This window comes from Paludibacter sp. 221 (genome assembly GCF_010501035.1).
Taxonomy (GTDB): Bacteria; Bacteroidota; Bacteroidia; order Bacteroidales; family Paludibacteraceae; genus QVMH01.
In genome coordinates this window covers 15,830-35,544 of record NZ_QVMH01000010.1, presented here as the reverse complement: position 1 = coordinate 35,544, position 19,715 = coordinate 15,830, and the positions used below count along the sequence as shown (strand labels likewise).

Sequence of the window (19,715 nt, the reverse complement as noted above, 5' to 3'; positions counted from 1 at the left end):
TATGGGAAAATTAAATGATAATGGTGTTGAATACGATCCAACCAACGATGCAGTAAGGATAACAGCAGATATTCCGAGAGGAAAAATAGGATGGGTTTCACTGGATAGATTTTATAAAAACATCACCGCCGGATCCGTGTCAAATGCGTTCAATGTAGTTTCAAGCGGAAAGATTCAGATACATGCAAATCAGATGGCAGAAAAGAGTTGGTTTGAGCTCGAAGGAGGAGTGATCAGCGTTATCACCGGAACTGCAGCAACTGATGATCTGGGAATGTTAAGTCAAAAAAGTTTTAACTTTCAAATGACAGACGGAGCAAAACTGCTTTACAATGGTGGAGAAGTAGCCAAAAAAACGGATATACCGGTTATTCCGGACTTATCCGATTACATGAAAAAAAGCGTTTATGATCCAAGCGGTTCCGGAACTGTACTAAAAGCAACCTCGGCCAATACGGCGACGAGTGCTACTTTTGCCGAAAAAATTAAATCTCCAAACGAAGTTACCATTGAATCAGGAAGCAACCCGAATAGGTATATCATAATATCAGGAGCTCTCATGGATTTTGTAGACAATTTGGATGAAGAAGCTACTGGTATTCACAGTAATTCAGACTTCAATCTTATTGTTGATTCAAAACTCAAAATAGATTCCGCTGAGCTTGATATATCTGCACCTCATAAAATAAGAATAAGTGGAGAGTTTATTGATATAAGTACTCCTGAATTTTCAGATGACATTCTACTTATCAGTGGTTTTTATGTTTATTATTATGACTCAAACAACTCTCACAGACTTACACACATAAGCATTGAACAAGTAAAAACATTATTAGGTATATCATGAACATTTTTCTATTAAATATATCTGTAGATGGACAATTCTCCGGAGTAAACCGTCACATCGAAATGCTGAAGGAAAACATCACCGCCGGAACCGTGCACCACATCGAAGTGATTTTTTCGGAGAAGAATACCGGCATAGTAGAAAATGATGACATGCTTTATACCGGCATATATTTTCCTGCTCCGGAGGATAGCCGGGCAATGGAAAAGATAAATGACTTTGTATTCAAAAAAACATATGGATTGTTTCAGGACAAAACAGACATCATCCTGCACCTTCACACATTGAACCTGATAGGCATTGCCGAAAAAATAAAGGATGTATTCGGAGCCAAAATAATCACACATCTGCATTGCCTACCGTACACTTTATTTCTGGACGCAAACCAGGAAGCGTATAAAAATATAACAGCAAAAGAAATCCGAATATCATCGGAGCATGAGCTGATGAGTTATACAAATGCGGATACCGTTATATGTGTTACAGAGATGGCCGAACGCTTTGTAAACAAAATAAGTTATGCCGACACAAAAGTGGTATCCAATGCGATCACCAGGCACGAAGTAATCCGGAATAAAAAAGACAACAGTTTTAATATCCTGTTTGCAGGATCCATGAACCGGAACAAAGGACTTCCTTATCTGCTGGCAGCCGTAAAAAATCTGGTGGAAAAAGGATACCGGGATATCCGTTTACTTGTGGCCGGCCACATTACTCAGGAAATGATAAACGAGTATTTTGAGAAAAACGCCCGGATGCGTGAATACGTGACTTTTCTCGGACAGCTCCCATACCATCAGCTCGCAGAATACTATTCATCTGCCGATATCGGCATCGTTCCGTCCTTTCATGAGCAATGCAGCTATACAGCAATAGAAATGGCAATGCACGGAGTACCCATGATAGTATCGGATACAGATGGACTAAAAGAGATATTTACCGACTACAAAAACGCCCTGAAGCTAAAAATATATCAGACGGACGATAAAATGCCGGCACTGAATATCGATGAGATAACGGACAAGATCCTCACACTGAAAAACAATCCTGAGCTGTGCAGCATGTTATCCGGGAATGTTCAAAAACTATACGATGAGAAGTTCACCATCGAACGGATGATAGGAGATATCGAAGAAACTTATAAGCAAGTACTGGAGCCTCCCATGGTATCGATAGTGATGCCGGTATTTAATGCAGACCAGTATTTAAAAGAATCCATCACAAGTGTGCTCGGCCAAACGTATAGAAATTTTGAGTTAATCATAATAGATGACTGTTCATCCGACAATTCGGTGAATATTATCAGGTCGTTCGATGACGAGCGTATACGGCTAATCGAAAGGATAGAAAACAACTTGGTAGATGCTTTGAATACCGGGATCAACGCAGCCTCCGGAAAATACATTGCCAGATTCGATGCTGATGACATTATGATGCCGGATAGACTGCAAACACAGGTTGATGTGATGGAAAGGAATCTAAACATCAGTATATGCTCAAGCCAAATGGTAGCATTCGACCAAAAGAAAGAGTTTTTATCAAGCTCAGGAAAAAATGGTTACATCAACCAAGTAATGTTCAACTTTCTGGAAGCGAACTATATCTTCCATCCTACCGTTATGCTCCGGAAGAAATTCCTTGTAAAGAATAACCTGAAATACGAAAAGGATTATATCTATGCAGAAGATTATAAGTTATGGACCGAAATAGCTAAAAGGGGTGGTATGTTTTTTATAATCGATAGACCTCTCATTCGGTACAGGATATCTCCTAATCAGATAAGCTATAAGAAAAGCGACATACAAACTCAGACAGCCAGAAAAATACGGCTTGAAATCTTTGAATACTTATACCGACAATAATCTGCTTAAATATGAAGAATAAAATATCCGTTGTTATGCCGGTTTATAATGCCGGCAGATTTTTACGTGAGGCCATTGAAAGTGTGCTCGGCCAAACACATGAAAATTTTGAACTGGTCATAGTAGACGATTGTTCATCCGACAACTCAGTGCAAATAGTAAAATCATTTGACGATGAACGGATCATACTGATCGAAAACAAGCAAAATACCGGAAACTATCCTTGCCGGAACAGAGGAATAAAACAAGCTACCGGAGAGTTTATTGCTGTCATGGATGCAGATGATATTATGGTTCCCGAACGCATGGATACTCAGTTACTATTCCTCCTGAATAACGAACAATATATGGCCGTCGGATCCGATGTTTTTGTTGTTGATGAGAACTCTAAAGAAAAGGGTATCTGGAGTAAACATTCAAATAACTTCGAAGAAATAAAGGTGCGACTACTAAAAGATAATGTTTGCACGCATCCTACATTGATGCTCAGAAGTGAAGTTTTTAAAAAACATGGCATATACTATAATGAGAAGTACCTGTATTCGGCAGATTATGAGCTTTTATATCAAATCAGTAAAATAGGGAAGATAACAAATATAAAAATACCTCTCTTAAAATATCGTGTGCATTCCGGACAAATAACCGCTAAAAAGAAAAATGAACAGGACTTATACAAACATCAAATACAGTTAAAGCAACTGGAGCGTTTTGGTATTTCAGCTCCGGACTTCGAACAGATAGAAAATCATTTAAACTTGGTTAATCTTGATAAAGGTCAAGAATGGCTGAATTATCTGATCGAGCATACTGATTTTTATGATAAAAATATTCTCTTAAATGAATTTTGCACTTCTGCACTCCTGTACTGCTAAATAGCGAAATTATCGAAGCAGGTAATTCCTTCCTGTTTATCTTTATCAAGCACATGGGCATATATGAGTGTTTCCCTTATATTAGAGTGTCCCATTATTTCTTTTAAGGTATTCAGGTCTTTCGTTTTTGAGAGAAAATATGTTGCAAATGTATGTCTGCCTGTCTTATGCGAAATATCCTTATTTATTTTTAATTCAGTTGCAAATTTTTTCAGATACTTATTCATTGTCTGATCTGCCGGCAGATTTTCAAAAACAAAATCCTTTTTTCTGTATCCGATAATATCTTTTAGTAGATTTCGCAAGGTGTTTGACACCGGAACCTGTATCGGTTCCGGCTTACGGTTCCTGTTCTTTATCCGGTAATAGGTAAAACTTGTATCTGTAAATTGCTCTATTTTCATTTTCTTGGCATCACCAATATGTAAGGAGCTAAAACACATAAATAAGAACAACTGTAGTGCCTTATATTTATTCAAAGGTAAATCACCCTGATGATACAATTCGATAAATGCTTTTAATTCTTCTTCCTCTAAATATGTGTAACTGGCTTTAGTACGAGGTATGGAAAAATTTTTAAAAGGATCTTCATCCATGTAACCCAACCTGATTGCCTCGTTCACGTACTTACGAATAACCGATAGATTTTTATAGGTTGTGTTGTTATTATTACCTAATGTTTTCATCAGGTGACAATAATATTCACTTACAAAATCTTCTGTAAAATCATCAAAATGTAGCTTAGGAGCATACTCTTGCAACTTTTTAAGCGATGTGTTATGATTATTTATTGTACCGAGCTCAAGTGTCCGGGCAAACTTCCGTTTTTGTTCATCAGTAAATTTAAAAAACGTTTCATAGTCATCCGGACGGTTGTATTCACGTAGGAATATTTCTTTCGTAGGTTGTTTGTCTTTCAACCTGTATTTTACTATGATGGAATTTATACGTGCCAGGATATTTTCCAGTATTAAGTTTTTATCTGCAGCCATTGGGTCGCTAATCCGAACACGCATTGTTTTTTCGTTCCAGTTTTTAATATCACACTGAACACGAGTAGAAAAATGTACTTTTTCTCTCTTTAAATAAAAATAAACATGGATGTATCCATGATTTTCATTTTTATGAACTGTCAATTTTAGTTTAATGTTTATCATATAAAAAACACCGGTCTACAAACGGTCTGCTAACTTTTGTATTTGCACGTCCGTACAAAATTTCACACATAATTTAAAATCGGAGATAACTTGCTAAAAACCATATAAATGACAAAAGCTCTCAGTCATTTCTGACTAAGAGCTTTTTGTTAAAATCCAGTACTTAGAGGTTCCTGGCGGATTCGAACCGCCGTAGACGGTTTTGCAGACCGGTGCCTAGCCACTCGGCCAAGGAACCCTGCTTTTTACGGTGTGCAAAGATAATCGTTTTTTGCTTCTACACAAAGTATTTTAAAAAAAACACAGTCAATTTGGAAATTATTTCATCGGAGGAGGAGGTAATCCTTGATTGCGCCTTTGGTGATTATGCTGCATTTCAAATATCAGTTCGCGCTTAAACATCCTTTCCGCCTTATAATAATTATGTAAGGTTTCAGGTGTTAAAATCTCTTTAAGCTCGGCATGATAGTCACGAAGCAACTCTGCTTGTTTCAATTCACGTTCGACATACTTATCATTCAATTCCTCATAATTAGGAGGAGTATTTTTTGGTTCTCTTTTCGGATGATTTTTTTTATGTAAATCCCAAAGCCCTTCTTCATATTTCATGAAAACAGGCTTTACCTGTTCTGCCTGCTGCTGATTCAGGTTAGCTGTTTTTACAAGAAATTCCCATTTCTTCGTATGCATATCTTCCGGGCTGGGCTGCCGCTTTTCCTCTGCCTGAAGAACAGTGAGAGCCATTATAAAGCTAAACAGCAAATAATATCTTATCTTTTTCATAATTCCTATTTCCCAATTAAATTAATCTTCGGTAAACTCTTCAAAATAAAAATCAATTAATGAGACATCATCCACTTGAGAAAGAAGATAACGTTCATAATTTTCTGTTTTCAGACTATTATAATTTTGGTACGCGTTATAAACCACATTACCCAACAAAAGAATACCTACAAACATCCCTGCCATATACAACCAAGGCTTTAACATTCTGCGCACAGGCACATGCTGTTCCGAAGTCTGTGCAATCATCCTTGATGCAAAATCGTCAAAATAGCCTTGAGGAACCTCAAATGGCAATTCCTTGTTTATTTCGCTCAATGATATTTTTTTCTTTTTATTCATACTCATTTATTTAGACTGTATGTATAATAAAAGGTTTAATCAATTATCTGCCTCATCTTTAAATTTCATTCCGCTTCTTCCAGGTATTTTTCAATTTTCTTCACAGCATGGTGATAAGATGCTTTTAAAGCTCCGGTTGTAGTGCCGAGTATAGCTTCCATATCTTCATATTTCATCTCATCAAAATACTTCATATTAAATACCAGACGTTGTTTTTCAGGGAGAGTCAAAATAGCCTTCTGAAGTTTCATATGGGCTTCGTCCCCATTAAAATAATTATCGGACTTCAATGTTTGCAAAAGCATATCTTCTACATCATCTATCGACTGAAGATTACGTAACCGCTTATTAGCCAAAAAAGTAAGTGTTTCGTTTGTGGCTATACGATAAAGCCATGTAGAGAGTTGCGAATCACCCCGGAAATTATCCAAGCCATTCCAAGCCTTCAGAAATGTATTCTGCAATACATCATTGGAGTCTTCATGCGATAGAAGCATCTTACGGATATGCCAATACAAGCGTTCCTGAAAAACCCTGACAACTTCTGAAAACGCATTCTTACGTTTATTTAGCTTGGTAAGCTGCTCTTGTAATTCCTCTTCTGACAATTTCATTAATTCACTCTTGTAATATCACGACTCCCTTCAAAAAAACGAATAATGTTACGCGAAGCAAAACGGCTCATTTCGATACGGGCATCAATAGTTCCTGTACCATTGTGGGGAGCAAGCACAACATTATCCAACCGGAGTAACTCAGGAGTGATTTCAGGCTCATTCTCAAAAACATCCAGTCCTGCTCCATAAATCCATTTATTTTGCAATGCTACCGCCAACGCCTTTTCATCAATCACGGGGCCACGTGCCGTATTTATCAAAATTGCCGTAGGCTTCATTTTTCTTAACCGTTCACTATTAATCAAATGTTTTGTTTCATCTGTTAGCGGCACATGCAATGAAATAAAATCGGCTGTCTGAATTAAGCTATCCAAATCAACATACTCTGCCTGATACTCCTTTTCTATCTGTGTTGATAACCGGCTCCTGTTATGATATACAATTTTCATGCCTGAAGCTAAGGCGCGACGTGCAAGTGATTGCCCTATCCTACCCATACCAACAATACCCAAAGTCTTTCCGTAAAGCGACTGCCCTAAATTTTCCATCACCCCCCACTTTAATCCATCAGAGAGCCTCATCTTACGGTCGCACTCGGCAATGCGGCGTGCAACAGCCAGCATCAGCGCAAAGGCTTGTTCTGCAGTAGGTTCAATCACCGGGGCGGGGGTATTAGTTACTACAATTCCACATTCGGCAGCATACTTTACATCTATATTATTGTAACCGACACCAAAGTTAGCTATAATTTTCACACTGCTCTTTGCTACATCTAAAACATCTTTATCTACTTTGAACTGAAACGTAGGAAGGAAAGCATCAAAGCCGGGCAATAATTGCATCGCCTCCTCTTTGGAGAAGATGGCTTTATCAGTTGGCATTACTACCTCAAAGTGCTCTTTCAGCGCAGAAAAACCTTCGATTGGAAGACGGGTAGAAACGAGGACTTTTTTCATTTACAAGTATTTGATAAATTTTCAAAAATATCATTCCCTACTCCGTAACTACTTTTATCTTTTCCAGAATGCAGGGGTAAGAATAAGTAATACGGTAAATAACTCAAGACGCCCTACCAACATCACAAACGAGAGAAACCATTTGGTGAAAGATGGTATATTGGCAAAGCTACCAGCCGGACCAAATTCACCCAAACCGGGTCCTACGTCGCTCAAACAGGTAATCATACCACTTACCGACTCCATAAAGCCTAACCCACTAAAACTTAAAACCAATATACCGAGCATTGTTAAAATACAATACAACAGCACAAAGGCCAACACACGGGTAATAATATCATCGCGCACAATATGTCCGTTGTACCGCACCGGAAGCACAGCATTGGGATGTATCATCCGTTTGAACTCGTAATAACAATATTTAGCTACCAATACAACACGTACCACCTTGATACCTCCGGACGTTGAACCGGCCGAAGCGCCCGACAACATCAGGATAAGCAACATAATCCACGTAAAAGGCATCCACTGCATATAATCATACGTGGTATATCCGGTAGTAGTTATAATGGAACTTACCATAAATAAACTTTCTCTGAAAGTTTTTTCTATATTACCGGCCGTCGGAATCTGAGAAAAATCAAGATTCGATATGGATATTAAAATTGTAAACAGAATTAAAATCAGGAAATAATACCGTAATTCTTCATTTTTAAACACCTTCTTTCCACGCAGTTTAAACAAGAAATAATACAGGCTGAAATTAACCCCCGAAAACACCATGAAAAATATAATAATATATTCAATCAAAGGAGAATCCCAATAAGCGATACTGGCTTGTTTTGTAGAAAATCCGCCCGTAGCAATAGTAGTAAAAGAATGGCAAACCGAATCGAACCAAGTCATCCCCGCAATTTTCAACGCTACAATCTGCAATACAGTAAGTATCACATAGATTAAAAACAGGCGTTTAGCCGTTTCGCTTATTTTCGGATGAATTTTATCCTTGGTGGGGCCGGTGGCTTCGGCTGCAAAAAGCTGCACACTGGTAAAACCAAAAAGCGGCAGCAAGGCCATTGTAATAACAATAATCCCAAGCCCGCCAATCCACTGTGTAAGGCTTCGCCAAAACAGGATACAGAAAGGCATTTCTTCAATGTTCATCAAAATGGATGCTCCGGTAGTGGAAAACCCCGACATGGTTTCGAAGAAAGCATCGGTAAAATTAGCAATACTCCCACTCGCTAAAAAGGGTATCATCCCTACCATTGTAAACAGTATCCAAGTAAATGTTACAATAACCGAACCTTCGCGTTTACCAGCCTCCAAAGGAGCCTTTCTCCCAATCAGCAATCCTACAATTCCTAACGCCACAGCCACAGCAATAGCTATTATAAAACTCGATATAGCATCTTCTTTGTAATACAAACCCACGGTCAATGCTACAAGCAGGAAGAAACTCTCTACAAGGAGTAATCCGCCCAGTATCTTGAAAAAAAGTTTATAATTGAAGTTTGAGGATGCCATTTACTAATTGAAGAATGATTCTAACTTGCGGATTTTAGATGCAGGACAAAATACTACAACATGGTCGCCCGGCTGAATTTGTATATCGCCGTTTACCACGAAAGCCTTATTTTCGCGCACTATTCCTCCGATGTTTACATCTTCGGGCAAGCGCAGGTCTTTTACTTTCGAACGGGTAACCTTTGCCTTTTCCTTAACCATAAATTCAACAACCTCGGCATCTACCGATATAAGGTTGTGAACATTGAGCACATCGGCGTCCAGCGTTATCTGATAAATGTAGCTAGCTGCTATGAATTTTTTATTGATAACCGTACCTATATCCAGATTTTCGGCCAACATGATATAATCTATATTCTCAACCTCGGCAATGGTTTTTCTTACACCAAAACGCTTGGCTACCAAACAAGCAAGAATATTCGCCTCTGTATTAGAAGTGGCAGCTACAAAAGCGTGAGTTTCTTTTATACCCTCCTCTTTCAGTATCTCTACATTGCGGGCATCAGCATTAATGATTAAGGTTTCGCTGAATTTGTCGGCCAATGCGTAACTTTTCTCCTTATCGCGCTCCAATATCTTTTTATTGATGTGCTCAGGCAACTGGTAGATAGTTTCGCGTACGATACGCCCACCACCCATAAACATCACATTCTTAATCTGATAATCTTCCTTACCGGCTTGCTCACGCACAAAATCCAGATTTTCAGGCATAGTCATGAAATAAACCAAATCATTGGCTTTTATCTCATCTTCGCCCGAAGGGATAATGGTATTCATCCGGCGTTTGACAGCAACAATACGGTATTTATCATGGTCGAAAAAACCTGTCTTGAATTTCTTATTCAAAATGAGGGCATTTGAGCGCACTTTGCAGGCTATCATGATTAGCGAATCACCACAAAAGCCAAGATATTGGCGTATCCAACTGGTTTTAAGCGACTCGGCTATTTCCTTTCCGGCAAGCATTTCGGGATAAATCAAATGATTTACTCCCAGTTGCTCAAAAAACTGTTTGTTTTTAGGTTGCAGGTATTCATAATTGTCGATACGGGCAAGCGTAGCTTTTGCCCCTAAGTTATTGGCAATCATACAGGCAGTGGTGTTTACACTCTCGTAAGGAGTAACAGCTATAAAAAGGTCGGCATTTTCCACCCTTACTTCTTTCAGGTCTTTGATAGACGTAGGCGATCCTTCGTGAATAAGCAAGTCGTAGTTATTACTTAAATCCTCCAAACGATCGGGGTCTTCATCCAGCAATGTAGTTTCCACATTCTCGTGTACCAGTAATTTGGCTAAATGTGTACCGACTTCTCCTGCTCCTGCTATAATAATTCTCATTTTGATAAATTAAATAAGAAAAGTTTCAAACAAACAAATTTATAAAGTATTAAACAAATAAAAAACAGGCTTTGTTTATTTTGCTTTTGTAAAATCAGAAAAGTCGAGGATACTCTTGGCGATTCCTACGGCATCCAAGCCAAGCATACTAAAGAGCTCTTTTTGAGTACCGTGTTCAATAAAGTTATCCGGTATTCCCAAGCGTTTTATTTGAGGGCTGTAGTCATTATCTGCCATAAACTCTAATACTGCACTACCAAATCCGCCTTTAATAACGCCATCTTCGATGGTTACAATTTTGGTGAACGATTGCCCTATCTCATGCAATAAAGTTTCATCCAAAGGCTTCAGAAAGCGCAAATCGTAATGTGCAACAGTCACATTCTGCTCCCGTTCAATTTCCTCTATAGCTTTTGACGCATTATGTGCTATTGTTCCGATAGTAAGTACTGCAATATCTTTTCCATCTTTCAGTTTCTCGCCCTTACCTACTTCCAAAGGTGCAAGAGGGGTTTCCCAATCCACATTAAAACCGTTTCCACGCGGATAACGAATAGCAAAAGGTCCCATATCGGGCAATTGGGCTGTGTACATCAAGTTCCGCAACTCCATCTCATTACGTGGTGCGGCAATCGTCATATTTGGGATAAAACGAAGGTAAGACAAATCAAACTGTCCCTGATGGGTAGCCCCGTCGGAACCTACAATACCCGCACGGTCGATACAAAAAACCACGTTTAGTTTTTGTAGAGCTACATCGTGAATAATATTATCGTACGCACGTTGCATGAATGAAGAGTAGATATTACAAAACGGCATCAAACCCTCTTTTGCCAGTCCGGCCGAAAAAGTTACCGCATGCCCCTCAGCAATTCCCACATCAAATACCCGGTCGGGAAATTCCTCCTGCATTATACACATGGAGCAACCCGATGGCATAGCAGGCGTAACACCCACTATCTTATCATTTTGTTTTGCCAGTTCAAGCAAAGTTTCACCAAACACATCCTGAAATAATGGAGGAGTACACTCCTTGCAGGAACAATCGCGCACCCCGGTCGATACGTCAAATTTACCGGGAGCATGCCAAATAGTAGCGGCTTCTTCCGCAGGCTTATAACCTTTCCCTTTTTTAGTAATGATATGCAGCACCTTAGGCCCTTCGTACTCCTTTATTTCATTTAAAACGCGTACCAGATTATCAACATCATGCCCATCTACAGGGCCAAAGTAACGGATGTTCAAACCCTCGAAGATGTTAGGCTGCTTACTGGATATTTTTGCTTTCAGGCTGTTATTAAAACGTAAAATGCGTTTCCTTCGCGATTCGCTGATAAAGCCTAATTTCCGCAAAACAGTATAAAGCCCATAACGGATTTTATTGTAAGTTCTCGAAGTAGTTATATCTACAAGGTATTGACTGAAACCTCCTTTGATAGGGTCGATAGCCATCTGGTTGTCATTCAGTACAATCAAAAGGTTATTTTTATCCATAGAGGTATTGTTCAATCCCTCGAAGGCTAAACCTCCTGTCATAGAGCCATCGCCAATTACAGCAACAACCTTACGCTTGGCATCGTTTTGCAACAGGGATGCAACTGACATACCTAAACCTGCCGAAATGGACGTGGACGAATGCCCTACCCCAAAAGCGTCGTACTCACTCTCTTTAGGCGAAGGAAAACCTGAAATACCTTTAAACTGGCGATTGGTATGGAAAACATCGCGCCTGCCTGTCAGTATTTTATGCCCGTAGGCCTGATGCCCTACATCCCAAATTATACGGTCGTATGGCGTATCAAAAACATAATGCAGTGCTACGGTTAATTCAACAACACCTAAACTTGAACCTAAATGTCCGGGATTTTTTGATACCTCATCAATTATAAATTGCCGCAATTCCTGAGATACAACTTCCAGTTCTTCCCTTGGAATCTTCTTCAAATCAGCCGGAGAATTTATTTCGCTAAGGTATTTATATTGTCTTTCAATCATTTTGGGGTTACAGCATAATAGATGTACAAAAGTAATATATTTTACTGGTTTTGCCTTATGTTTATACCTTAAAAAGATTTCAAGACATTACAATGAGCCGGAACACACAATAAATTAGAATAATGCTATGCTTGCAAAATACAAGCTCTTAATTTTCTAATTTCAAAAGCTATATTTCTTTCAATTCGGACAAAAAAACTGTATTTTTCTTGCAGTTTGTTTGTTACTTTAAAAATCTTAGCATATCTTTGCAACCGAAACAAAAACGAAATTAATGATTTCTCAAAGCATTATTATTCTCGTGAACGTCATTCTACTTTTGGTCAATAAATCAGAGGTGAGGACGGTTGCGTAAAAAATACATGTAGAATAAAAGCATTAAAAAACCTTTCTCACCATTAAATGAGGAAGGTTTTTTATTTAAATAAACGTATATGAAATTAAGAAGCGAAACAAGCACACAAGGACGGAGGATGGCTGGAGCCCGTGCACTGTGGCGTGCCAACGGAATGAAAGACGAACAAATGGGCAAACCTATTATTGCTATTGTCAACTCTTTTACACAATTTGTTCCGGGACATGTACACCTGCACGAAATAGGGCAAAAGGTAAAAACCGAAATAGAAAAACTTGGATGCTTCGCTGCCGAATTCAATACCATAGCTATCGACGATGGTATAGCAATGGGACACGACGGCATGCTTTATTCCCTGCCATCGCGCGACATTATAGCCGATAGTGTAGAGTATATGGTAAATGCCCATAAGGCCGATGCAATGGTGTGTATAAGCAACTGCGACAAGATAACACCGGGAATGCTTATGGCTTCTATGCGGTTGAATATTCCTACTGTTTTCGTATCGGGTGGCCCAATGGAGGCCGGAAAATTGGACGGTCACCAGATGGACTTGATTGATGCCATGATTCAATCGGCCGATGAAAGCGTTTCGGACAAACAAGTGGAACGAATTGAACGTTCGGCATGCCCTTCGTGCGGGTCATGTTCCGGAATGTTTACAGCTAACTCCATGAATTGCTTGAACGAGGCAATAGGCTTAGCCCTACCCGGAAACGGAACAATAGTAGCCACACATAAAAACCGTGAACGACTGTTTGAAGAGGCTGCAAAACTTATTGTCGAAAATGCTTACAAATATTACCGCGATGGCGACAATAGCGTTCTCCCACGTTCAATTGCTACGCGTAACGCATTCTTAAACTCCATGACTTTGGATATTGCGATGGGAGGCTCCACCAATACAGTATTACACTTGCTTGCCATTGCCCACGAAGCTGAAGTAGACTTTACGATGGATGATATTGATATGCTCTCGCGCAAAACGCCATGTTTGTGCAAAGTAGCTCCCAATACACAAAAATATCACATTCAGGATGTAAACCGCGCAGGTGGAATTTTAGGCATTTTAAATGAGCTTGATAAAGCAGGGTTGCTGAACAACTCAGTAAAACGGGTAGATGGGCTTACACTTAAAGAAGCATTAAACAAATACGATATAACAACGGGAAACACATCGAAGGAGGCAAAACAGATTTATTCCACAGCCCCTGCCAACCGTTTCAATCTGGTGTTAGGTTCACAAGAGGAATACTTTGACACTTTAGATGCCGACCGCGAGAATGGCTGTATACGTTCTATCGAATATGCTTACACAAAAGACGGAGGATTGGGGATACTCAAAGGCAACATTGCTCAAGATGGATGTGTTATCAAGACGGCAGGCGTAGACGAGAGCATCTGGAAGTTTTCGGGCCCTGCAAAAGTATTTACTTCGCAAGAATCAGCATGCGAAGGTATACTAAAAGGAAATGTAGCATCGGGCGATGTGGTGGTTATCACACACGAAGGCCCTAAGGGAGGTCCCGGAATGCAGGAAATGCTCTATCCTACCTCTTATATCAAGTCGCGCCATTTAGGCAAAGAGTGCGCCCTTATTACGGACGGACGCTTTTCGGGCGGTACTTCCGGACTGTCTATCGGACACATTTCGCCCGAAGCAGCAGCAGGAGGCAACATAGGTCTTATCCAAGACGGTGACATCATAGAAATAGATATACCAAACCGCAGTATAAACGTAAAACTTTCGGACGAAGAATTGGCCGAACGCCGCAAAAAAGAAGAAGCACGCGGAAAAGACGCATTCAAACCAAAAGACAGAAACCGAGTCGTCTCGAAATCGCTAAAGGCATACGCAAGCCTCGTCAGCTCTGCAGACAAAGGAGCTGTAAGATTAATAGACTAATGCACACTTATTATGGTTATTGCGGACTAAAGTATGCTTATGCCTGAAAGGCATGATTTGCATAACCGCATGCAAGCAAAGCGCAGCTTGCGGACGATAAACAAAGCACACGACTGTCTGAAAGACAGGACTTATTCAGTACAAATACAGCTGCTTTTCAAGCAGAACACGGACTACAAGTCCGCGCCAGCAAAGAAGAGTGGAAAAATGATTTAGTAAATACGATAAATCCCGACTGGGAGGATTTATCATTAAAGTGGAACAATGAAATCAAAAAATAATAACATAGAAGAGATTGCGGGTCAAGCCCGCAATGACAGCGCCAAAGGAACGAAGCGCATTATTTCCGGTTCACAAATACTAATCGAATCATTAATTTGCGAAGGAGTTGATACCATCTTCGGATATCCGGGCGGACAAATCATCCCTGTATTCGACACGCTATACGATTTCAAAAACGAAATCAACCACATACTCACACGTCACGAACAAGGCGCCACTCATGCCGCGCAAGGCTATGCTCGGGTTTCGGGCAAAGTAGGAGTATGCTTTGTAACCTCCGGTCCCGGAGCTACCAATGTGATTACCGGAATAGGCGATGCCATGCTCGATAGCACCCCGATGGTAGTCATAGCCGGACAAGTAGGCGCAAACCTTTTGGGAACCGATGCTTTTCAAGAGATAGACGTAGTAGGTATTACACAGCCTATAACCAAATGGTCGTACCAGATACGTCGTGCTGAGGATATTAGTTGGGCAATAGCACGGGCGTTTTATATCGCACGTAGTGGCCGACCGGGACCTGTAGTGTTGGATTTTACTAAAAATGCGCAAGCACAGAATGTTGAGTTTGAGTATCAGCCTTGCGATTTTATCCGTAGCTACATACCTGTACCGGAAGTAAATCCTGCACAGATAGAAGCTGCCGCACAACTGATTGACGAAGCAAAAAAACCATTTGCTCTGGTTGGTCAGGGAGTTATTTTGGGAAATGCCGAAGAAGAATTAAAAGCATTTCTTGAGAAAGCAGGTATCCCTGCCGGAAATACCTTGCTGGGACTGTCGGCATTGCCATCCGATTATCCATTAAACAAGGGATTTTTGGGTATGCACGGCAACATAGGCCCCAATATGAAAACCAACGAAGCTGATGTGATAATTGCAATCGGGATGCGGTTCGACGACCGTGTTACAGGCGACCTGACCAAATATGCCAAACAAGCTAAAATTATACACTTAGATATTGATGCTTCCGAAATAGGTAAAAACGTACCTGTAGACGTTGCTGTACTTGGCGATGCAAAAGAAACCTTAGCCGCTCTTACCGAAAAAGTAAAGAAAAATTCGCATACAGAGTGGATACGCTCTTTCGACGAATACGACAAACTGGAATACGACAAAGTAATCAGAAAAGAAATTCACCCCGAACATGGTCAGATAACGATGGGAGAAGTTGTCCGCAGGGTTTCGGAGGCAACAGAGAATAAAGCCGTTTTAGTTACCGATGTGGGACAAAACCAAATGATGGCTTCACGATATTTTAAATACTCGCAGCCACGCAGTATAGTTACTTCCGGCGGATTGGGTACAATGGGGTTTGGTATTCCTGCCGCTATGGGGGCTAAAATCGGAGCACCGGAGCGTACGGTTTGTTTGTTTTGTGGCGATGGCGGTTTCCAGATGACAATGCAGGAACTTGGCACAATTATGCAGGAGCAGATTGGCGTAAAAATAATTATTCTGAACAATCATTTTCTGGGTATGGTACGCCAATGGCAAGAGTTGTTCTTTGACGAGCGTTATTCGTTTACCGAGATGAAAAACCCCGACTTTGTTACCATTGCAAGGGCTTACGGCATTGCAAGCAAAGAGGTAAACGAACGTGAAGAACTGGATGGTGCTATCAACGATATGCTGCAGGATGATAAGCCTTATCTCTTAGTTGTGAATGTAGAAACCAAAGGACTGGTTTATCCTATGGTTCCGGCCGGAGCATGTATTACAGATATTTTATTATGCGATTAATCAACCTAATTTTTTAAACCATGCAGGAAAGTACATTATATACTATTACGATATTCTCGGAAAATACGGTTGGACTACTTAATCAGATAACCATTATTTTTACCCGGAGAGGGATAAATATAGAAACTCTATCAGTCTCACCATCAGCCATCAAAGGCATCCACAAGTTTACAATCACGGTCTTTTCTACAAAAGACATGATTGAAAAAGTGGTACAACAAATTGACAAACGGGTAGACATATTGAAAGCATATTACAGTACCGACGACGAACTGGTTTTTCAGGAAATAGCCTTATACAAAATAGCAACAAACAAACTATTGGCTTTAGGTTCGATTGAAGAAATAATACGCAAATATAATATCCAGATTCTGGAAATGAATGAAACCTTCATGGTTTTACAGAAAACCGGACATTATAAAGAAACGCAAGGGCTTTTCGACGAACTGAAAGACTCGGTAGGAGTATTGCAGTTTATCCGTTCGGGACGCATAGCAATTACAAAATCCAAGGTAGAACGCCTAAGTGATATGCTTGCAAGCATCGAAGAAAAGGTTACAAACGAAGGATAGAAAAATAAAAATAAACAAAACACTATAACTAATTTACAAAAAACACAACAATGGATAAATTATTATTATCTGTAATTATCGGACTTGTAGCCGGAATAATTGATATTATTCCAATGATAATACAAAAATTGCCCAAACATTCAACAATTTCGGCATTTGTACAGTATTTTTTTGTTTCTATCGTCATTGTCAATATCGACCTTCCCCATATTGTATGGTGGCTCGAAGGCGGATTGATATCATTATGTTTAGCACTTCCGGTACTTGTGCTGGTAGGGCATGCTGAAAAAAAATCAGTACCTATAATTGCAATCAATGCGATTGTACTGGGAACTTTGATTGGAATAGCCGGACATTTTTTAGGTTAATCATGTTACTATCGAACTCCCCCATTTGTAACAAAAAGGAGAGAAAAAACAGTTTTTAAATTATTATAATATAATCATATCTTCAAATCCTATTTTAAAGGATGTAGAAGTAATACAAAAACAAATAAAATGGCAAAAATGAATTTTGGCGGTGTAGAAGAAAACGTAATCACCCGCGACGAATTTCCGTTGGAAAAAGCAAGAGAAGTATTAAAAGATGAAACCATCGCAATTATCGGATACGGCGTACAAGGTCCGGGACAATCGCTGAACCTGCGCGATAACGGATTCAACGTAATCGTAGGACAACGTAAAGGTGGAAAAACTTGGGATAAAGCTGTAGCTGACGGTTGGGTTCCGGGCGAAACACTTTTTGATATTGAAGAAGCATGCGAAAGAGGAACTATTATTCAATACCTCCTTTCTGATGCTGCGCAAATTGAAGTTTGGCCACGTATCAAACCTTATCTCACTGCAGGCAAAGCATTATATTTCTCTCACGGCTTTGGCATCACATATAAAGAACGTACAGGGATTATCCCTCCTGCTGATGTAGATGTGATTCTGGTAGCGCCTAAAGGCTCCGGAACTTCACTTCGCCGCATGTTCCTCGAAGGACGTGGGTTGAACTCTTCATACGCTATTTTCCAGGATGCTACCGGACGTGCTTTCGAGCGTGTTGTAGCTTTAGGAATCGGAGTTGGGTCGGGCTATCTGTTCGAAACAGATTTCAAACGCGAAGTATATTCCGACCTCACCGGAGAACGCGGAACGCTAATGGGAGCTATTCAAGGTATATTATTGGCTCAATACGAGGTGCTGCGCGAAAACGGACACACTCCATCAGAGGCATTCAACGAAACAGTGGAAGAACTGACCCAATCGTTGATGCCGCTTTTCGCTGAAAACGGTATGGACTGGATGTATGCAAACTGCTCTACCACTGCGCAACGTGGTGCACTGGACTGGATGGGACCTTTCCACGATGCTACAAAACCGGTTTTTGCTAAATTGTATTCTGAAGTTGCAAGCGGAAACGAAGCACAACGCTCTATCGATACAAACTCGAAACCCGACTACCGCGAAGGGTTGGAAAAAGAGCTTAAAGCACTCCGCGAAAGCGAAATGTGGCAAGCCGGTGCTACTGTACGCAAACTGAGACCAGAGAATAATTAACATTCTTAAAACACAAAAAAACAGAGGCTATCCTAAGTAGGATAGCCTCGTTTGCGTTATATATGTTTTTTCACCAGTGTCCCATAAAAATGAGACGATTAAAATTTAGTTAAATAAACCTAGTTCACAAGAACCACATCGTACTTTGCTATATTGAAAAATGGTATTATTGAAGAGACGAGAATTGTAAAACATATCCGAGAATTGAAGTCCGTTTACTTAAAAAACTCCACAACTAACTATATTTCAAATACTTCAAAGAGCCATTGTGATTTTTTAGTGGACACTAATGATGTTTTTTAGTTTTCTCATTCGTTCAATCTTGCGATAATAGTCTCATTGCCGGTAGTTTTATCGCCTACTTGTACAAAAACCTCTGTATCCAACGGAAGATATAAATCCACACGGGAACCAAATTTAATAAATCCCATTTGCTCATTCAGATGACACTCTTTTCCCTCGTGCGCATAAGTAACAATACGCCTCGCCAACGCACCCGCAATCTGCCGGACTAATATTTGTGTTTTAGAAGGTGTCTCGATTACAACCGTAGAACGCTCGTTTTCCGTACTCGATTTTGGCAAATATGCCACCATATGGTTACCATCGTGGTGAACAGACTTCAACACCTTACCCGCTACCGGATACCAGTTGGCATGCACGTTAAACACCGACATAAAAATAGAAACCTGCAGGCGTCTTTCTCCAAAATACTCCAACTCTTCGGTAGGCTCTACCACTACCACCGTTCCGTCAGCAGGTGCTACCACCAAACTTGGGTCGTCTATTTCGACCACGCGGGAAGGATTCCGGAAAAAATAGGCAAAAAACACCAACACCATCGCCGAAATAATAGTTGTGATAGCAAATATTATTTTAGGATAGTTCATATATACTATCAAACTGATAACAAATATAATGAATATAAGCGCCAGTAAAATAAGGTATCCTTCCTTATGTATCTTGATATATTTCATATTCAGATTTTTTCAGAAAAAAACAAGGACAAAAATAGCT

General features: G+C 40.0%; 17 protein-coding genes and 1 tRNA gene. 8 read left to right on the top strand and 10 right to left on the bottom strand.

Annotated elements, in window-relative coordinates; translation table 11 throughout:
• Position 1 precedes the first annotated feature (1 nt).
• Genes D0T49_RS03840 through D0T49_RS03830 form a run of 3 tightly spaced genes read left to right on the top strand, consistent with a single transcriptional unit; the run spans position 2 to position 3,581 of the window.
• Positions 2-847, top strand: coding sequence for a hypothetical protein (locus D0T49_RS03840; protein WP_163629270.1), 846 nt, complete (start codon positions 2-4; stop codon positions 845-847).
• Positions 844-2,709 carry a glycosyltransferase gene (locus D0T49_RS03835; protein WP_163629269.1) on the top strand — a complete coding sequence of 622 codons (1,866 nt, stop codon included), beginning with the start codon at positions 844-846 and terminating at the stop codon, positions 2,707-2,709. The genes D0T49_RS03840 and D0T49_RS03835 overlap by 4 nt, the downstream gene beginning before the upstream one ends.
• Before the next feature lie 11 nt (positions 2,710-2,720).
• Positions 2,721-3,581, top strand: coding sequence for a glycosyltransferase (locus D0T49_RS03830; RefSeq protein WP_163629268.1), 861 nt, complete (start codon positions 2,721-2,723; stop codon positions 3,579-3,581).
• On the opposite strand, the gene D0T49_RS03825 is transcribed toward D0T49_RS03830, so the two are convergent.
• From D0T49_RS03825 to dxs, 9 genes are all read right to left on the bottom strand, one after another.
• The gene (locus D0T49_RS03825; RefSeq protein ID WP_163629267.1) at positions 3,578-4,738 is read right to left on the bottom strand and encodes a site-specific integrase; all 1,161 of its coding nucleotides are present in this window, start codon (positions 4,736-4,738) and stop codon (positions 3,578-3,580) included. The two genes, D0T49_RS03830 and D0T49_RS03825, sit on opposite strands and share 4 nt — an antisense overlap.
• A gap of 167 nt (positions 4,739-4,905) precedes the next feature.
• Positions 4,906-4,976 (bottom strand) — tRNA-Cys (locus tag D0T49_RS03820).
• A gap of 80 nt (positions 4,977-5,056) precedes the next feature.
• Positions 5,057-5,521, bottom strand: coding sequence for a hypothetical protein (locus D0T49_RS03815; RefSeq protein ID WP_163629266.1), 465 nt, complete (start codon positions 5,519-5,521; stop codon positions 5,057-5,059).
• 21 nt (positions 5,522-5,542) lie between these two features.
• Positions 5,543-5,863, bottom strand: a complete 321-nt coding sequence (locus D0T49_RS03810; RefSeq protein WP_163629265.1) for a hypothetical protein — start codon at positions 5,861-5,863, stop codon at positions 5,543-5,545.
• 65 nt (positions 5,864-5,928) lie between these two features.
• Positions 5,929-6,477 carry an RNA polymerase sigma factor gene (locus D0T49_RS03805; protein ID WP_163629264.1) on the bottom strand — a complete coding sequence of 183 codons (549 nt, stop codon included), beginning with the start codon at positions 6,475-6,477 and terminating at the stop codon, positions 5,929-5,931.
• Positions 6,477-7,436 carry a 2-hydroxyacid dehydrogenase family protein gene (locus tag D0T49_RS03800; protein ID WP_163629263.1) on the bottom strand — a complete coding sequence of 320 codons (960 nt, stop codon included), beginning with the start codon at positions 7,434-7,436 and terminating at the stop codon, positions 6,477-6,479. The genes D0T49_RS03805 and D0T49_RS03800 overlap by 1 nt, the downstream gene beginning before the upstream one ends.
• Before the next feature lie 54 nt (positions 7,437-7,490).
• Positions 7,491-8,963, bottom strand: coding sequence for a TrkH family potassium uptake protein (locus tag D0T49_RS03795; RefSeq protein WP_163629262.1), 1,473 nt, complete (start codon positions 8,961-8,963; stop codon positions 7,491-7,493).
• Between the two features lie 3 nt (positions 8,964-8,966).
• A complete protein-coding gene (trkA, locus tag D0T49_RS03790; protein WP_163629261.1) occupies positions 8,967-10,301 on the bottom strand; it encodes a Trk system potassium transporter TrkA in 1,335 nt (444 codons plus the stop codon).
• A 75-nt stretch (positions 10,302-10,376) separates the two neighbouring features.
• Complete coding sequence (dxs, locus tag D0T49_RS03785) at positions 10,377-12,296, bottom strand: 1-deoxy-D-xylulose-5-phosphate synthase (protein WP_163629260.1); 1,920 nt, start codon at positions 12,294-12,296, stop codon at positions 10,377-10,379.
• Between the two features lie 434 nt (positions 12,297-12,730).
• Between dxs and ilvD the strand changes: the two genes are divergently transcribed.
• From ilvD to ilvC, 5 genes are all read left to right on the top strand, one after another.
• A complete protein-coding gene (gene ilvD / locus D0T49_RS03780) occupies positions 12,731-14,557 on the top strand; it encodes a dihydroxy-acid dehydratase (protein ID WP_163629259.1) in 1,827 nt (608 codons plus the stop codon).
• A gap of 264 nt (positions 14,558-14,821) precedes the next feature.
• Positions 14,822-16,582, top strand: coding sequence for a biosynthetic-type acetolactate synthase large subunit (gene ilvB, locus D0T49_RS03775; protein ID WP_163629258.1), 1,761 nt, complete (start codon positions 14,822-14,824; stop codon positions 16,580-16,582).
• A gap of 20 nt (positions 16,583-16,602) precedes the next feature.
• Positions 16,603-17,154: an acetolactate synthase small subunit gene (gene ilvN / locus D0T49_RS03770; protein WP_163629257.1), complete on the top strand. Its 552-nt coding sequence runs from the start codon at positions 16,603-16,605 to the stop codon at positions 17,152-17,154.
• 50 nt (positions 17,155-17,204) lie between these two features.
• Complete coding sequence (locus D0T49_RS03765) at positions 17,205-17,522, top strand: hypothetical protein (protein WP_163629256.1); 318 nt, start codon at positions 17,205-17,207, stop codon at positions 17,520-17,522.
• A 129-nt stretch (positions 17,523-17,651) separates the two neighbouring features.
• Positions 17,652-18,698 (top strand): ketol-acid reductoisomerase, encoded by a 1,047-nt coding sequence (gene ilvC / locus D0T49_RS03760; RefSeq protein ID WP_163629255.1) that lies wholly within the window; start codon positions 17,652-17,654, stop codon positions 18,696-18,698.
• 308 nt (positions 18,699-19,006) lie between these two features.
• Here ilvC and D0T49_RS03755 read toward each other — a convergent pair whose 3' ends face one another.
• Positions 19,007-19,675, bottom strand: coding sequence for a phosphatidylserine decarboxylase family protein (locus tag D0T49_RS03755; RefSeq protein ID WP_163629254.1), 669 nt, complete (start codon positions 19,673-19,675; stop codon positions 19,007-19,009).
• Positions 19,676-19,715 lie beyond the last annotated feature (40 nt).

Bases quoted from the DNA above. Each gene is read 5' to 3' on its own strand.
- D0T49_RS03840 (WP_163629270.1), top strand. From the start codon at position 2: ATGGGAAAATTAAATGATAATGGTGTTGAATACGATCCAACCAACGAT.
- D0T49_RS03835 (WP_163629269.1), top strand. From the start codon at position 844: ATGAACATTTTTCTATTAAATATATCTGTAGATGGACAATTCTCCGGA.
- D0T49_RS03830 (WP_163629268.1), top strand. From the start codon at position 2,721: ATGAAGAATAAAATATCCGTTGTTATGCCGGTTTATAATGCCGGCAGA.
- D0T49_RS03825 (WP_163629267.1), bottom strand. From the start codon at position 4,738: ATGATAAACATTAAACTAAAATTGACAGTTCATAAAAATGAAAATCAT.
- D0T49_RS03815 (WP_163629266.1), bottom strand. From the start codon at position 5,521: ATGAAAAAGATAAGATATTATTTGCTGTTTAGCTTTATAATGGCTCTC.
- D0T49_RS03810 (WP_163629265.1), bottom strand. From the start codon at position 5,863: ATGAATAAAAAGAAAAAAATATCATTGAGCGAAATAAACAAGGAATTG.
- D0T49_RS03805 (WP_163629264.1), bottom strand. From the start codon at position 6,477: ATGAAATTGTCAGAAGAGGAATTACAAGAGCAGCTTACCAAGCTAAAT.
- D0T49_RS03800 (WP_163629263.1), bottom strand. From the start codon at position 7,436: ATGAAAAAAGTCCTCGTTTCTACCCGTCTTCCAATCGAAGGTTTTTCT.
- D0T49_RS03795 (WP_163629262.1), bottom strand. From the start codon at position 8,963: ATGGCATCCTCAAACTTCAATTATAAACTTTTTTTCAAGATACTGGGC.
- trkA (WP_163629261.1), bottom strand. From the start codon at position 10,301: ATGAGAATTATTATAGCAGGAGCAGGAGAAGTCGGTACACATTTAGCC.
- dxs (WP_163629260.1), bottom strand. From the start codon at position 12,296: ATGATTGAAAGACAATATAAATACCTTAGCGAAATAAATTCTCCGGCT.
- ilvD (WP_163629259.1), top strand. From the start codon at position 12,731: ATGAAATTAAGAAGCGAAACAAGCACACAAGGACGGAGGATGGCTGGA.
- ilvB (WP_163629258.1), top strand. From the start codon at position 14,822: ATGAAATCAAAAAATAATAACATAGAAGAGATTGCGGGTCAAGCCCGC.
- ilvN (WP_163629257.1), top strand. From the start codon at position 16,603: ATGCAGGAAAGTACATTATATACTATTACGATATTCTCGGAAAATACG.
- D0T49_RS03765 (WP_163629256.1), top strand. From the start codon at position 17,205: ATGGATAAATTATTATTATCTGTAATTATCGGACTTGTAGCCGGAATA.
- ilvC (WP_163629255.1), top strand. From the start codon at position 17,652: ATGGCAAAAATGAATTTTGGCGGTGTAGAAGAAAACGTAATCACCCGC.
- D0T49_RS03755 (WP_163629254.1), bottom strand. From the start codon at position 19,675: ATGAAATATATCAAGATACATAAGGAAGGATACCTTATTTTACTGGCG.